14 protein-coding genes are annotated in these 14,117 nt (G+C 70.1%); 1 reads left to right on the plus strand and 13 read right to left on the minus strand.

Going from position 1 to position 14,117, the window contains the following annotated elements:
* Window positions 1-225: 225 nt before the first annotated feature.
* Entirely contained in the window at window positions 226-726 is a 501-nt protein-coding gene (bldD, locus tag ACZ60E_RS19305; RefSeq protein WP_067366005.1) for a transcriptional regulator BldD, read from the plus strand.
* A gap of 253 nt (window positions 727-979) precedes the next feature.
* On the opposite strand, the gene nusB is transcribed toward bldD, so the two are convergent.
* From nusB to ACZ60E_RS19370, 13 genes are all read right to left on the minus strand, one after another.
* Window positions 980-1,414: a transcription antitermination factor NusB gene (gene nusB / locus ACZ60E_RS19310; RefSeq protein ID WP_384815356.1), complete on the minus strand. Its 435-nt coding sequence runs from the start codon at window positions 1,412-1,414 to the stop codon at window positions 980-982.
* A gap of 2 nt (window positions 1,415-1,416) precedes the next feature.
* Entirely contained in the window at window positions 1,417-1,983 is a 567-nt protein-coding gene (gene efp / locus ACZ60E_RS19315; protein WP_384815359.1) for an elongation factor P, read from the minus strand.
* Window positions 1,984-2,087: 104 nt separating this feature from the next.
* A complete protein-coding gene (locus tag ACZ60E_RS19320; protein WP_469441906.1) occupies window positions 2,088-3,194 on the minus strand; it encodes an aminopeptidase P family protein in 1,107 nt (368 codons plus the stop codon).
* A 210-nt stretch (window positions 3,195-3,404) separates the two neighbouring features.
* Window positions 3,405-4,331, minus strand: a complete 927-nt coding sequence (locus ACZ60E_RS19325; protein WP_469441908.1) for a Pro-rich N-terminal domain-containing protein — start codon at window positions 4,329-4,331, stop codon at window positions 3,405-3,407.
* Window positions 4,332-4,497: 166 nt separating this feature from the next.
* Window positions 4,498-5,589: a 3-dehydroquinate synthase gene (gene aroB, locus ACZ60E_RS19330; RefSeq protein WP_469441909.1), complete on the minus strand. Its 1,092-nt coding sequence runs from the start codon at window positions 5,587-5,589 to the stop codon at window positions 4,498-4,500.
* Window positions 5,586-6,101, minus strand: a complete 516-nt coding sequence (locus tag ACZ60E_RS19335; protein ID WP_453795790.1) for a shikimate kinase — start codon at window positions 6,099-6,101, stop codon at window positions 5,586-5,588. Before ACZ60E_RS19335 ends, aroB begins: the two co-directional genes overlap by 4 nt.
* Window positions 6,098-7,282, minus strand: coding sequence for a chorismate synthase (gene aroC / locus ACZ60E_RS19340; protein ID WP_398288812.1), 1,185 nt, complete (start codon window positions 7,280-7,282; stop codon window positions 6,098-6,100). The genes ACZ60E_RS19335 and aroC overlap by 4 nt, the downstream gene beginning before the upstream one ends.
* Before the next feature lie 191 nt (window positions 7,283-7,473).
* Complete coding sequence (locus tag ACZ60E_RS19345) at window positions 7,474-7,743, minus strand: hypothetical protein (protein ID WP_469441911.1); 270 nt, start codon at window positions 7,741-7,743, stop codon at window positions 7,474-7,476.
* A 62-nt stretch (window positions 7,744-7,805) separates the two neighbouring features.
* Complete coding sequence (locus ACZ60E_RS19350; protein ID WP_469441913.1) at window positions 7,806-8,669, minus strand: shikimate dehydrogenase; 864 nt, start codon at window positions 8,667-8,669, stop codon at window positions 7,806-7,808.
* Window positions 8,647-10,476, minus strand: a complete 1,830-nt coding sequence (gene mltG / locus ACZ60E_RS19355; RefSeq protein WP_469441915.1) for an endolytic transglycosylase MltG — start codon at window positions 10,474-10,476, stop codon at window positions 8,647-8,649. Before mltG ends, ACZ60E_RS19350 begins: the two co-directional genes overlap by 23 nt.
* A gap of 117 nt (window positions 10,477-10,593) precedes the next feature.
* The gene (ruvX, locus tag ACZ60E_RS19360) at window positions 10,594-11,058 is read right to left on the minus strand and encodes a Holliday junction resolvase RuvX (RefSeq protein ID WP_107019871.1); all 465 of its coding nucleotides are present in this window, start codon (window positions 11,056-11,058) and stop codon (window positions 10,594-10,596) included.
* A gap of 17 nt (window positions 11,059-11,075) precedes the next feature.
* The gene (alaS, locus tag ACZ60E_RS19365) at window positions 11,076-13,748 is read right to left on the minus strand and encodes an alanine--tRNA ligase (protein ID WP_385838371.1); all 2,673 of its coding nucleotides are present in this window, start codon (window positions 13,746-13,748) and stop codon (window positions 11,076-11,078) included.
* Entirely contained in the window at window positions 13,748-14,116 is a 369-nt protein-coding gene (locus tag ACZ60E_RS19370; RefSeq protein ID WP_469441917.1) for a DUF6167 family protein, read from the minus strand. The genes alaS and ACZ60E_RS19370 overlap by 1 nt, the downstream gene beginning before the upstream one ends.
* Between the last annotated feature and the right edge of the window lies 1 nt (window position 14,117).

The raw sequence follows: 14,117 nt of genomic DNA on the forward strand, positions 1-14,117 counted from the left end.
CCGCCTCTCGGGACGGATCATTAAAGGACGTCGGAATTGCGCCATCAACGGTACCAGCCCGGCAATGCCCCTGATCACCCCCCTCGTCCCGGCCGTGCTCCGCTTCCCCGGGGAGACCGGTCCGGACCATTCGGCTTGACGAGCCAGAGTCACGCTGCGTAACCTCACAGTGAGTCACCAGCCGCGCGGCCGAGCCGCACGTCGACACAGTGTCCGGGGAGCTATATGTCCAGCGAATACGCCAAACAGCTCGGGGCCAAGCTCCGCGCCATCCGTACCCAGCAGGGCCTTTCCCTCCACGGCGTCGAGGAGAAGTCCCAGGGCCGCTGGAAGGCGGTCGTGGTCGGTTCGTACGAGCGCGGCGACCGCGCCGTGACCGTGCAGCGTCTTGCCGAGCTGGCGGACTTCTACGGCGTCCCCGTGCAGGAGCTGCTGCCGGGCACCACGCCGGGCGGGGCCGCCGAGCCGCCGCCGAAGCTGGTCCTCGACCTGGAGCGACTGGCCCACGTACCGGCCGAGAAGGCGGGCCCCCTGCAGCGCTACGCGGCGACGATCCAGTCCCAGCGCGGCGACTACAACGGCAAGGTGCTGTCGATCCGCCAGGACGACCTGCGCACGCTCGCCGTCATCTACGACCAGTCGCCCTCGGTCCTCACCGAGCAGCTGATCAGCTGGGGCGTCCTGGACGCGGACGCGCGCCGCGCGGTCTCCCACGACGAGGGCTGACCGCCACCAGCACTGAGAAGAAACGTGCCGCCGGGGTGGCCGGAACCAGTGGGTTCCGGCCACCCCGGCGGCTTTCTGCGGCCCTGGGAGGCTTCGGCCGTACAGGGAAACGCCGGAGGGCCCGCAGCGTGATGCTGCGGGCCCTCCGGCGTACCAAGGGGCGCGGGGCCATGACACTCGGCGGCTCCGCCACGTGGGCGCGATCAGCCCCCACCGGCCCGCACATCACATCGAACCGTGCGGAGCGGATCGTTCAGGACTCGTCCCGGCGCAAGGAGGACTTGAGTTCCTTGAACCGGCCCAGCAGCCCGTTCACGAACGCGGGCGAGTCGTCCGTGGAGAACTCCTTGGCCAACTGCACCGCCTCGTCGAGCACGACCGCGTCCGGGGTCTCGTCCACCCAGATCAGTTCGTACGCGCCGAGACGCAGGATGTTGCGGTCGACGACCGGCATCCTGTCGAGCGTCCAGTCGACGGCGTACTGCGAGATCAGCTCGTCGATGCGGCGCGCGTGGTCCGCGTAGCCCTCGACCAGGACCATCGTGAACTCGCTCACGGGCGGCTGCCTGGTGTCGGTCCTGGAGTGCCTGATCCAGTCCGCGAGGACCGTCTGGACGTCGACGTCTCGCTGGTCACCCTCGAAGAGGATCTGGAAGGCGCGCTTGCGGGCCGTATTGCGGGCAGCCACGGTTAGCTGTTCACCCGGCCGAGGTAGTCGCTCGTGCGGGTGTCGACCTTGATCTTCTCACCGGTGGTGATGAAGAGCGGGACGTTGATCTGGTGACCGGTCTCCAGGGTGGCGGGCTTGGTGCCGCCGGTGGAACGGTCGCCCTGCACGCCCGGCTCGGTCTCCGCGACCACGAGCTCGACGGCGGCCGGCAGCTCGACGAAGAGCACCTCGCCCTCGTGCTGCGCCACGGTGGCGGTGAAGCCCTCGATCAGGAAGTTGGCGGCGTCGCCGACGGCCTTGCGGTCGACCATGAGCTGGTCGTAGGTCTGCATGTCCATGAAGACGAAGTACTCGCCGTCCATGTACGAGAACTGCATGTCGCGCTTGTCGACAGTGGCCGTCTCGACCTTGACGCCGGCGTTGAACGTCTTGTCGACGACCTTGCCGGAAAGCACGTTCTTCAGCTTGGTGCGCACGAAGGCGGGGCCCTTGCCGGGCTTGACGTGCTGGAACTCGACGACGGACCAGAGCTGGCCCCCGTCGAGCTTGAGCACCAGGCCGTTCTTGAGGTCGTTCGTGGAAGCCACGGTTGCGGAATCTCCTGGACTGACGTGGACGACCCAGGTAACACGCGCACGGCTCGAAGCGGTCGAAGCACTCGATACGGTCGAGGCTTGTGCGGCTTGCGAGACTAGAGCGCGAGCAGTTCCTTGGTCGTGATGGTGAGTAGCTCGGGTCCGCCGTCCGCCTCAGGGCGCACGACGAGCGTGTCATCGATCCTGACACCGCCCCGGCCCGGAAGGTGGACCCCCGGTTCGACGGTGACCGGCACGCAAGCGTCCAGTTTACCCATGGCTTCGGGGGCCAACTGCGGCTCCTCGTCGATTTCGAGCCCCACACCGTGTCCGGTCGACTCCGGAAGGCCCTCCGTGTGCCCCGCGGAGTCCAGAACCTGGCGGGCCGCGCGGTCCACGTCACGGTAGGCGGCGCCGGGCACCAGGGCCTCGCGGCCGGCCCTCTGGGATGCGAAGACGAGGTCGTACAGCTCGATCTGCCAGTCCGCGGGAGAGGTGCCGATGACGAACGTGCGGCCGATCTCGCAGCGGTATCCGTGGTAGGTCGCCCCGAGGCAGACGGAGAGGAAATCCCCCTCCTCGACCCGGCGGTCGGTCGGCCGGTGCCCGCGCCGCCCGGAGTGCGGGCCCGTGCCCACCGACGTCCTGAAAGCGGGTCCGTCGGCGCCGTGGTCGACGAGGCGGCGTTCCAGTTCCAGCGCCAGGTGCCGTTCGGTGCGGCCGACGAGGATCGACTCCAGGAGTTCACCCAGGGCCTGGTCGGCGATCTCCGCGCCGATGCGCAGACAGGAGATCTCCTCCTCGTCCTTGATCACCCGCAGCTGTTCGACGGCTCCGCCGACGTCCGCGAGGCGCAGGGCGGGCGCCACGGAACCGATCGCCCGGTGGCGGCTCACGGTGAGGTGGTGCTCCTCGACGGCGAGGGAGTCGGCGCCCTGGGCCACGGCGAGGTCCGCGGCGGCGACGGCGGGGTCGCCGCCGGGGCTCGGCAGCGCGTGGATCCGCAGGGCCTCGTCCGGGCGGCCGTCCGCGGCGGCGGTGCCGGGTGCGGTGCCGTGCACGAGCAGGTCCTCGGTCCTGCCCAGCAGGAGGACCGCGCCGGGCGGGGCCACGCCTGTGAGGTAGCGGACGTTGGCCGGGCGGGTGACCAGCGCGGAGGCGCTGCCGCTTGCGTTGCAGCGTTCACGTAGGCGGGCTCGGCGGGTCTCGTACACCTCTGGCATGTTCCGAGCGTAGGAGCTTCGCTCGGATTGTGCCGGTTTGAGGGGGCCAGGTGGGCGGGGCCTTGCGGAGTAGGGGGTGGGGCTGGAGGTTGTGTGCCGGGTGCGGGGCCGTGGGGGCTTGCCGCGCAGTTCCCCGCGCCCCTAAAAATGCGCCGTTCTCCGCGCCCCTGAAAAATGCGCCGTTCCCCGCGCCCCTTCAGGGGGCCCAGGTCACCACTGGGGTGGGCTTGCGATCGAGCGGGAGAGGACCTCGTCCAGGACTCGGGCCGTTTGGGGGACGTCCAGTTGGGAGTTGTCGATGATGGGGAGGCCCGAGCCGTACCAGCCGGCCATCCGGCCGTGGATACGGGCCACCTCCTCGTCGGTGAGGCGGCGGTTCCCGGAGCGTTCCGCGTTGCGCTCCAGGACTATCTCCAGGCCCGGCAGGAGGACGACGGGGAGCAGCCCGGGCCCGACGTGCCTTTTCCACCCGCCGAGGCCCACCACGGGCCGGTCGGGGAAGACCGCGTCGTCGAGGATGCACGAGATGTTGTTGGCCAGGAAGTTGCGGGCCGAGAAGCCACAGGTGCGGCGGGCGAGCCGGTACTGCGCCTCCGACATGTCGTTCCACCCCGACTGCGGGTCGGCGAAGCCCGAGCGCACCCACTCGCGGACGTCGTCCAGGCTGATGTGCGCCGTGGGCACCCTGCGGTGGTCCGCCCAGTACTTGGCGACGCTGGTCTTGCCCGCGCCCGCGGGCCCGATGAGCAGCACCGCGAGCGTCGTGGACGTCGGGTCGGGGACACCGGTCGCGGGCGGCGCGCTCGGCATCGGCACGGGACCGCCCGGCGGCAGCTGGACGTGGCCCGTGGTGTCCGGCGTGGGCGGTACGGGAGCGTGGTGCGGGACCGCGTGCTGCGGCGCGGGCGGGTGTCCCGGCGGATGCGGAGGGCCCTGCGGGTGGGGAAGGCCCGGCGGGTGCGGGGCCGCGGGCCCCGCCTGCGCCCCGGCGAAGCCCGGCGGCGGACCCGCGGGGACACCGGCGTGCGGACCGGGGTGGTGCGGTCCCGGGTGTGGTGCGGCCCCCGACCAGCCGGCGGCCGGTCCGTGCCCCGGCTGATGGGGCGGCGGCAGCGGAGACCCCACTGCGTGCTGCATCCGGTGCCACTCCGTCTCGTACAGGCAATGGGCGCTGGCAGCGGGGCACCTGCCCCGCTCGCCTACCGAACGGTACCGTCCCCGGCCGCCGTTTGGTGAACGGCCGGGAACGGCCCGAAGTGCCCGTCCGCACAGGCGAATCGGTGCAAGTGCCGCCCCGGGGGAGCTATACGCCCACTTCGCCGTACGCGGCGAGGAGGACCGCCGGGTCGGGGCCCTCCAGGACGGTCGGCTTGGCCAGTCCGTCGAGGACGATGAAGCGCAGGAGGTCGCCGCGGGACTTCTTGTCGACCTTCATGTTCTCCAGGAGCTTGGGCCACTGGTCGTAGCGGTAGGTCAGCGGCAGCCCGACGGATTCCAGGATCGTGCGGTGCCGGTCCGCGGTCACGTCGTCGAGGCGGCCCGCGAGACGGCCCAGTTCGGCGGCGAAGTGCATGCCGACCGAGACCGCGGCGCCGTGCCGCCACTCGTAGCGCTCGTTCTTCTCGATGGCGTGGGCGAGGGTGTGCCCGTAGTTGAGGATCTCGCGCAGCCCGGACTCCCTGAGGTCGGACGAGACGACCTCGGCCTTGACCCGGATGGAGCGCTCGATCAGCTCGGCGGTGTGCGGCCCGGCGGGCGTGCGGGCGCCCTGCGGGTCGGCCTCGATGAGGGCGAGGATCTCCGGGTCGGCGATGAAGCCGGCCTTGATGATCTCGGCGAGCCCGGACACGAAGTCGTGGACCGGCAGGGATTCGAGCGCGGCGAGGTCGCACAGCACGCCGACGGGCGGGTGGAAGGCGCCGACGAGGTTCTTGCCCTCGGCGGTGTTGATGCCGGTCTTGCCGCCGACCGCCGCGTCCACCATGGCCAGCACGGTGGTGGGGATGGCGATCCAGCGCACCCCGCGCAGCCAGGTCGCCGCGACGAAGCCCGCCAGGTCGGTGGTGGACCCGCCGCCGACGCCGATGATCACGTCGGTGCGGGTGAAGCCGGACTGTCCGAGCGCCTTCCAGCAGTACGCGGCGACCTCTGCGGTCTTGGCCTCCTCCGCGTTGGGCACCTGGATGGCGACGGCCTCGAAGCCCTGCTCGGCGAGGTCCGCGCGGAGCGCCTCACCGGTCTCGGCGAGCGCCTCGGGGTGGATGACAGCAACCCGCTTGGCCCTCTCCCCCACCAACTGACCCAGCTCACCGAGGAGTTGGCGGCCGACCAGGACCTCGTACGGCTCGCTGCCCGCCGTACCGCCGACGTGGATCCGCGTCACTGCCTCGTTCATGCTTCCTTCAACTCCAGTGCGTCGAGGACCGCTCGGGTGACCTCTTCGGGGGTACGGCCGTCGGTGGCCACCACGGCGCTCGCGACCCCCGCGTACAACGGGCGGCGGGCGTCCATGAGTTCGCGCCACTGCCGGCGCGGGTTGACCGCGAGCAGCGGCCTGGCCGCGTTCAGGCCGGTGCGCTGCACGGCCTCCTCGACGTCCATGGAGAGGTACACGACGGGCTGTCCTGCGAGCAGCGCCCGGGTGTCCTCGTCGAGGATGGAACCGCCGCCCAGGGCCAGTACGCCCTCGTGTCCGGCGAGCGCCCGCTTCACGGCCTGCTTCTCCAGGGCGCGGAAGGCCGATTCGCCCTCCTCCACGAAGATGTCCGCGATGGTGCGGCCCTGCTCGGCCACGATGTCCTCGTCCGTGTCCCGGAAGCGGCAGCCGAGCCGCTCCGCGAGCAGCGCTCCGACCGTGGACTTGCCGACGCCCATGGGGCCGACCAGCACGATCCTGGGACCGGTCACCGCACGACCAGGTTCTTCAGGTACGACTGCACGTTGCGCCGGGTCTCCGGCACGCTGTCGCCGCCGAACTTCTCCGCCACCGCGTCCGCCAGGACCAGCGCGACCATCGCCTCGGCGACGATCCCGGCCGCGGGCACCGCGCACACGTCCGAGCGCTGGTGGTGCGCCTTGGTGGCCTCGCCGGTCACCACGTCGATGGTCGCCAGGGCCCGCGGCACCGTGGCGATGGGCTTCATCGCCGCCCGTACGCGCAGCAGTTCACCCGTGGTCAGCCCGCCCTCGGTACCGCCGGAGCGGCCCGAGGTGCGCCGGATGCCCTCGTCGGTCTGGACGATCTCGTCGTGCGCCTTGGAACCGGGCACACGCGCGAGGTCGAAGCCGTCCCCGACCTCCACGCCCTTGATCGCCTGGATGCCCATCAGCGCCGCCGCCAGCCGGGCGTCGAGGCGCCGGTCCCAGTGCACGTGCGAACCGAGGCCCACCGGCACCCCGTACGCCAGCACCTCGACGACGCCGCCGAGCGTGTCGCCGTCCTTGTGGGCCTGGTCGATCTCGGCGACCATCGCCTTCGAGGCGTCCGCGTCCAGGCAGCGCACCGGGTCCGCGTCCAGCTTCTCGACGTCGTTGGGGGTCGGGTACACGCCGTACGGGGCCTTCGCCGCCGCCAGTTCCACGACGTGCGAGACGACCTCGATGCCCGCGGTCTCCTTGAGGTACGAACGCGCCACCGCGCCCAGGGCCACCCGCGCCGCGGTCTCCCGTGCGGAGGCCCGCTCCAGGATCGGCCGTGCCTCGTCGAAGCCGTACTTCTGCATACCGGCGAGGTCGGCGTGGCCGGGCCTCGGCCGGGTCAGCGGGGCGTTGCGGGCCAGCTCGGCGAGGATCTGCGGGTCGACGGGGTCGGCCGCCATGACCTGTTCCCACTTGGGCCACTCGGTGTTGCCGACCATCACGGCGACCGGCGAGCCGAGGGTGAGTCCGTGCCGGACACCGCCCAGGAAGGTGACCTCGTCGCGCTCGAACTTCATCCGCGCGCCGCGCCCATAGCCCAGGCGCCGCCGGGCCAGGTGGTCCGCCACCATCTCCGTGGTGATCGGCACGCCGGCGGGAAGACCCTCCAGCGTCGCCACAAGTGCCGGACCGTGGGACTCCCCGGCGGTCAGCCAGCGCAACCTGCTCAACGGTGCTCCTCATGCTCGCGCCCTGGTACTGCGTACTGCTCCTGCGTACACGCGTCCTCGCGTACGGCGACGGCGCGACCGGGTGCGCGGCCCTGGCCCGCCGCCTCCGATCCTCCCACGTCCGCGCCCTGCGCCCGGCCCCAGGTCCATCTGGCGGACGCGCCCCGCTCACGCCGTGGTGCCGGTACGCGTCACGCCGCGGGGTCGTCCCGCCGGGGCGGTGGGGCGTACGAGCCCAGGTGGTCGGCGCCGCGGCCCTGTGCGAACCGCGCCGACTCGGGGATGGGCCGCCCGGCGCGCACCGCCCGGTGGTAGGCGAGCTTGCGCTTCGTCTTGAGGGCCCAGGGCGTCACGACGGCGAGCACGAAGACCCCCAGCGCGGTGCCCTGTGCCCAGTCCGGCAGGAAGCCCACCACGGACTGGAACACCTCTGACTTCCAGGAAGCCTCTGTCACATACATGGATCCGTCCCCCGATTTTCCGGTACCCCCGACCCCGCCCCCGCGGAATCGGAAGCCGGATCCTAGCGGCCGTCCTGGCGGGCCGCGAGCGACTTCTCCCCCGCCGTCCGCATGGCGTCGACCGGGGCGGGAGCCAGGCCCGTCATCTGCTCGACCTGCAGCACCGCCTGGTGTACAAGCAGGTCGAGCCCGCTGACGACGGCGCCCCCGTAGGCGGACCAGCGGGCCGCGAGGTCGGTCGGCCAGGGGTCGTACAGGACGTCGAAGAGGGTGGCGGGCCGTTCGGGGACGGACGGGGCGAGGGCGTCGGTGGTGCCCGCCGGGGTGGTGGCGATCACCAGGGGCGCGCGCAGCGCCTGCTCGGCGTCCGACCAGTGGGCGGTACGCACCTCGATGTCGAGCCGCTCGCCCCACTGCCGCATCTCGGCGGCACGCGCCTCGCTGCGGACGTACGCGACGACCTCGCCCATGCAGACACGGGCGAGCGCGGCCAGCGCGGAGGAGGCGGTGGCGCCCGCGCCGAGGATCGCCGCGGATTCCACTTGTTCGATGCCCCGCTCGCGCAGTGCGGCGACGATCCCGGGGATGTCGGTGTTGTCGCCGACGCGGCGGCCGTCCTCGGTGCACACCACCGTGTTCACGGCCTCGACGGAGGCCGCCGTCCCACTGATCTCGTCCAGCAGCGGAATGATCGCCCGCTTGAGCGGCATCGTCAGCGAGAGTCCGGCCCATTCGGGACCGAGTTTCCCGATGAATCCGGGCAGCGCCGCCTCGTCGATCTCGAAGCGGTCGTACGACCAGTCGTGCAGACCCAGTTCCCCGTACGCGGCACGGTGCAGCACCGGGGAAAGGGAATGGCCGATCGGGGAACCGAGAACGGCGGCTCTACGCCGCCGGCCCCCGTCAGTCCTTGTTGCGCCGCTCATTGAATTTCTGAACCAACTTCTCGTGCTCGGCCAGGGTCTTGGTGAAGTCCGTCTTCTTGCCGTCGATGGAGATGAAGAACATCCACGCACCGCCGTCGGGCTCAAGCGCCGCCCGCAGCGCCTCGTCACCGGGATTCCCGATCGGCCCGGGCGGAAGACCCTTGTAGAAGTACGTGTTGTACGGGTCGTCGTAGTTCCGGATCTCGGCGACCGAGATATCGATCTTGCTCTGACCCTTGAGGTAGTTGTACGTCGAGTCGAATTCGAGCTTCTGGTTGGTGACGTCGTTCGTCGGCTTCAGCCGGTTGTAGACGACGGACGCCATCTTCTTGAAGTCGTCGTGCGTGATGCCCTCGGCCTGGACGAGGCTCGCGACCGTGACGACCTGGAGCGGGTCCTCAAGGCCGAGGTCCTTGGCCTTCGCCTCCAGGTCGTACTTGGCGTACTCCTTGTTGGCCTGCGCGACCATGTCCTTCAGGACGGTCTCGGGCTTCATGTTCTTGTCGGCGGGGTAGGTCGCCGGATAGAGGAATCCTTCCAGCGGGTCCTTGATGTCGCTGTCGTCGTTCGCCCAGTCCGGCAGCCCGAGGCTCTTGTACTTCTTCTTGGCGATCTCGGCGGTGGTTCCCTTGGAGAGATCGAGCTGCTTGTCGATCGCCTCGTACACCGTGACGTTGCGCTGCCCTTCCCTGACGACCAGATTGTTCTGGCTCTTGGGATCGAGCATCAGCGCGACAGCGCTTTCTGCGGACATCTGCTTCTTCAGCAGATAGGAACCCGCCTGGATCTTGTCGCCGTTCTCGTTCTGCGCCTGGGCCGCCACGAAGGCGTCCACGCTCTTGACGACTCCGGCCGCCTTCAGTTTCTGGCCGATCACCGATCCGAAGGCGCCCTTGGGAATCACGACGGTCACCTGACCGCCGGTTCCCTCTCCCGCGTAATCGGGGGCCGAACCGAAACGACTCTGATAGAACTGGTAGCCGAAATAGGTGATGCCACCGCCCACCGAGAGGAGGACGAGGGAGACCACCAGGCAGGCGCAGCCGTTCTTGCTCTTCTTCTCGCCTTTGCCCTTGCTCCCCTTACCGCCTTTGCCGCCCTTACCGCCTTTGCCGCGCCGCCGGTTCTGCGGGTCGTCGTCGGAGTCGTCCTCGTCGTCGTCACCGCCCGCGAAGAACGCGTGCTCGCCCTGGTCCGGACCCGGGTCCCAGTCGGTGCGCTTGGATTCCGGTTCCGGTTCCGCCTGGGGTTCCGGTTCGGCGCGGCGGCGGCTCGGCGGCTCCGGCGGCGGATAGGCGTCGGGGGTCCCGTAGTAGTCGGGCTGCTGGCCGTTGTACGCCACGGCCTGGCCGCCGTAGGGATCGTTCGGGTCACCGCCGTACGGAACCTGTTGCTGCTGCTGGTACTGCTGGCCCGCGTCCCAGCCGCCGCCGTTGTACGGCTGGCCGTTCTGGTCGTACTGCTGACCGTTCGGGTCGTACTGCCCGCCACCCTGGTTGTGGTAGTCCTGCCCACCCTGGCCGTTGTACTGCTGCGGAGACTGACCGTCGTACTGCTGCTGCCCCTGGACGTAGTGCTGCTGCTGTCCCTGGGCGTACTGCTGCTGCGCCTGGTCGTAGTCGGCCTGCTGACCCGTGCCCCAGTCGCCGTACTGCGGCTGCTGCGGCTGCTCCGGATAGTGCTGCGGCTGGCCGCCGTAGGGGGACTGGGCCGCGTGGGCCTCCTGTCCTCCCCATCCGCCGTCCCCGTACAACGGGTCCTCGGGATGCCACGGTTCGGAGCCTGGGCCCCGGCCATACTCAGTCATCGATCCCCTAGAGCCGCGAGGCGGTGGTCGCGCGGTGGCTGGGCTTCCGTCGCCTCTTCTCCTGTGCGGAAGCTATTCGAACACCACCGCATCGCGCGGAACGTTACCGTACCGCGATCAGATGACCACTTCGACGCCCTCGCCCGGAGATGTACCTGACACCCGTTCGGACTCCAGTGCCTGCTGGAGGATGATCACGGCCGCGACCTGGTCGATGACCGATCTGCCCTTCTTGGACTTCACGCCCGAGGCGCGCAGTCCCTGACTGGCCGTCACTGTGGTCATCCTCTCGTCCACGAGGCGCACCGACACGGGTGCGATCGCGCGTGCGAGTTCTTGTGCGAACGCGCGGACCTTCACGGCGGCCGGGCCCTCGCCCCCCTTGAGGGAGCGAGGGAGACCGACGACGACCTCGATCGGCTCGTACTCCTCGACGAGTTGCCGCAGCCGCCGGTGGGCGGCCGGGACGTCACGTCCCGGCACGGTCTCCACCGGCGTGGCGAGGATCCCGTCGGGGTCGCAGGAGGCGACCCCGATCCGGGCGTCCCCGACATCGATGGCGAGCCGCCGGCCGCGGCGCATGACCCGCTCGCCGTCGCTCACTTGGCGGTCTCGGCCACAAGCCGCTCGACGGCGTCGGCGGCCTCACCGATGGCGGCCGGGTTCTGGCCGCCGCCCTGGGCCACGTCGGGCTTGCCGCCACCGCCGCCACCGAGGGTCTTGGCGGCCGTGCGCACCAGCTCACCGGCCTTGAGGCCACGCTCACGGGCGGCCTCGTTGGTGGCGATGACCGTCAGCGGTTTGCCGTTGACGGTGGTGAACAGGGCGACCACGACGGCCCGTCCGCCCTGGATGCGGCCACGTACGTCGAGGACCAGTTTGCGCAGGTCGTCGGCGCTCGTGCCGTCCGGGACCTGACCGGTGACCAGGGCGATGCCCTGGACGTCCTTGGCCGACCCGGCGAGACCGGCGGCGGCCTGGAGGACCTTCTCCGCGCGGAACTTCTCGATCTCCTTCTCGGCGTCCTTCAGCTTGCCGAGCATGGCCGAGACCTTCTCCGGCAACTCCTCCGGACGGCCCTTGATCAGCTCCTGGAGCTGGGCGACGACCGTGTGCTCGCGGGCGAGGAAGTTGTAGGCGTCGACTCCCACCAGGGCCTCGATACGGCGTACGCCCGAACCGATCGACGACTCGCCGAGCAGCTTGACCAGGCCCAGCTGGGCGGTGTTGTGCACGTGTGTGCCGCCGCACAGCTCCTTGGAGAAGTCGCCGATGGTCACGACGCGCACGCGCTCGCCGTACTTCTCGCCGAACTCGGCGATGGCGCCCTGCTTCTTGGCCTCGTCGATGCTGAGGATCTCGGCGTGCACGTCGAGGTCGCGGGTGAGCACCTCGTTGATCTTCTGCTCGACGTCCGTCATCACGGCCGTGGGCACGGCGGACGGGGAACCGAAGTCGAAGCGGAAGCGGCCGGGCTGGTTCTCGGAACCGGCCTGGGCGGCCGTCGGGCCGAGGGCGTCGCGCAGGGCCTGGTGGGTCAGGTGCGTGGCCGAGTGGGCACGGGCGATGGCCGTGCGGCGGCGCACGTCGATGACGGCCTGGGCCTTGGCGCCGACGGTCACCTCGCCGACCTGGACGACGCCCTTGTGGACGTACACCCCGGGGACGGGCTTCTGGCAGTCGCGGACCTCGATCACGGCACCGGTGTCGATCCTGATGCGGCCGGTGTCTCCGATCTGGCCGCCGCCCTCGGCGTAGAAGGGGGTGCGGTCGAGGACGATCTCGACCTCGTCGCCCTCGGTGGCGGCGGGCGAGGACGCGCCGTCGACGAGAATGCCGACGACCGTGGACTCGCCCTCGGTGCTGGTGTAGCCGATGAAGTCGGTCTCGCCGGCGGCGTCGGCGATCTCGCGGTAGGCGCCCATGTCGGCGTGCCCGGTCTTCTTGGCCTTGGCGTCGGCCTTGGCGCGTTCCCGCTGCTCCTTCATCAGGCGCCGGAAGCCGTCCTCGTCCACGGACAGGCCCTGTTCGGAGGCCATCTCCAGGGTGAGGTCGATCGGGAAGCCCCAGGTGTCGTGGAGCAGGAAGGCCTTGTCGCCGGACAGGACCGTGCCACCGGAGGCCTTGGTCTCCGTGACGGCGGTGTCGAGGATGTTGGTGCCGCCCTTCAGCGCCTTGAGGAAGGCGGCCTCCTCGGCGAGGGCGACGGTCTCGATGCGCTTGCGGTCGGAAACCAGCTCCGGGTACTGGCGGCCCATCATGTCGATGACGACGTCGACGAGGTCCTGGACGACCGGGCCGGTGGCGCCGAGCAGCCGCATGTTGCGGATGGCGCGGCGCATGATGCGGCGCAGCACGTAGCCGCGGCCCTCGTTGCCCGGGGAGACGCCGTCGCCGATGAGCATCACGGACGTCCGCATGTGGTCGGTGACCACGCGCAGGGAGACGTCGGAGCCGTGGGCGGCGCCGTACTCGACACCGGTCAGCTCGGTGGCCTTCCTGATGACGGCCATCGAGGTGTCGATCTCGTACAGGTTCTGCACGCCCTGCAGGATCATGGCGAGGCGTTCGAGGCCGAGGCCGGTGTCGATGTTCTGGCTCGGCAGGTCGCCGAGGATCTCGAAGTCCTCCTTCGAGGTGCCCTCGCCGCGCTCGTACTGCATGAAGACGAGGTTCCAGATCTCCACGTACCGCTCGTCGTTGACGGCGGGGCCGCCCTCGGCGCCGAACTCGGGGCCGCGGTCGTAGTTGATCTCGGAACACGGGCCGCAGGGGCCCGGGACGCCCATGGACCAGTAGTTGTCCTTCTTGCCCAGCCGCTGGATGCGCTCCTTGGGGACGCCGACGACCTCGTGCCAGATGCGCTCGGCCTCGTCGTCCTCCAGGTACACGGTGATCCAGAGCTTCTCCGGCTCCAGGCCGTAACCACCCTTGTCCTGGGGGCTGGTGAGCAGCTCCCAGGCGTACTTGATGGCGCCTTCCTTGAAGTAGTCGCCGAAGGAGAAGTTGCCGCACATCTGGAAGAACGTGCCGTGCCGGGTGGTCTTGCCGACCTCTTCGATGTCCGGCGTACGGACGCACTTCTGGACGCTGGTGGCGCGGGCGAAGGGGGGCTTGACCTCACCGAGGAAGTACGGCTTGAAGGGGACCATGCCGGCCGGGACCAGGAGCAGAGTCGGGTCGTCCGCGATGAGCGACGCCGAAGGGACGACGGTGTGCCCGCGCTCCTCGAAGAAGCTCAACCAGCGGCGACGAATCTCGGCCGACTCCATCAGTGGTCCTCATTCCGGTTGTACGAGTACGTCGACCTCTCGACGTACGTCGGGTTCTTGCTGTACTTCGGGTTCCCGCCGCGCTGCGGGTCCTCGCCGCTCTCCAGGGCGGCGAGGCGGCGCGGGGAGGCCAGTTCGGGGTCGGCGTTCAGTCCGAGCGCCTCGCCCAGTTCCGCCTCGCGCTGGACCATGCCGTCCCGGACGTCGAGTGCGAAGTCCTTGAGGCGGTGACCCGCTTCGAGCGCCTTGTTCGCGGCCTGTGCCGCCAGGCTCTCGGGCGTCAGCTGCTTGATCTTGCGGTTGACCTTGGTGGTGGCCCACACGCCGGCGGCTGCGCCCGCGGTGAACCAGAACGTACGGCGGAACATC

The sequence above is a fragment of the Streptomyces sp. NPDC102514 genome (genome assembly GCF_055584525.1).

Coding starts and splice junctions, on each gene's coding strand:
- mltG (WP_469441915.1), bottom strand. CDS start 10,476: ATGACTGAGTATGGCCGGGGCCCAGGCTCCGAACCGTGGCATCCCGAG.
- ruvX (WP_107019871.1), bottom strand. CDS start 11,058: ATGCGCCGCGGCCGGCGGCTCGCCATCGATGTCGGGGACGCCCGGATC.
- bldD (WP_067366005.1), top strand. CDS start 226: ATGTCCAGCGAATACGCCAAACAGCTCGGGGCCAAGCTCCGCGCCATC.
- ACZ60E_RS19325 (WP_469441908.1), bottom strand. CDS start 4,331: ATGCAGCACGCAGTGGGGTCTCCGCTGCCGCCGCCCCATCAGCCGGGG.
- ACZ60E_RS19370 (WP_469441917.1), bottom strand. CDS start 14,116: ATGTTCCGCCGTACGTTCTGGTTCACCGCGGGCGCAGCCGCCGGCGTG.
- aroB (WP_469441909.1), bottom strand. CDS start 5,589: ATGAACGAGGCAGTGACGCGGATCCACGTCGGCGGTACGGCGGGCAGC.
- ACZ60E_RS19320 (WP_469441906.1), bottom strand. CDS start 3,194: ATGCCAGAGGTGTACGAGACCCGCCGAGCCCGCCTACGTGAACGCTGC.
- alaS (WP_385838371.1), bottom strand. CDS start 13,748: ATGGAGTCGGCCGAGATTCGTCGCCGCTGGTTGAGCTTCTTCGAGGAG.
- ACZ60E_RS19350 (WP_469441913.1), bottom strand. CDS start 8,669: ATGAGCGGCGCAACAAGGACTGACGGGGGCCGGCGGCGTAGAGCCGCC.
- ACZ60E_RS19345 (WP_469441911.1), bottom strand. CDS start 7,743: ATGTATGTGACAGAGGCTTCCTGGAAGTCAGAGGTGTTCCAGTCCGTG.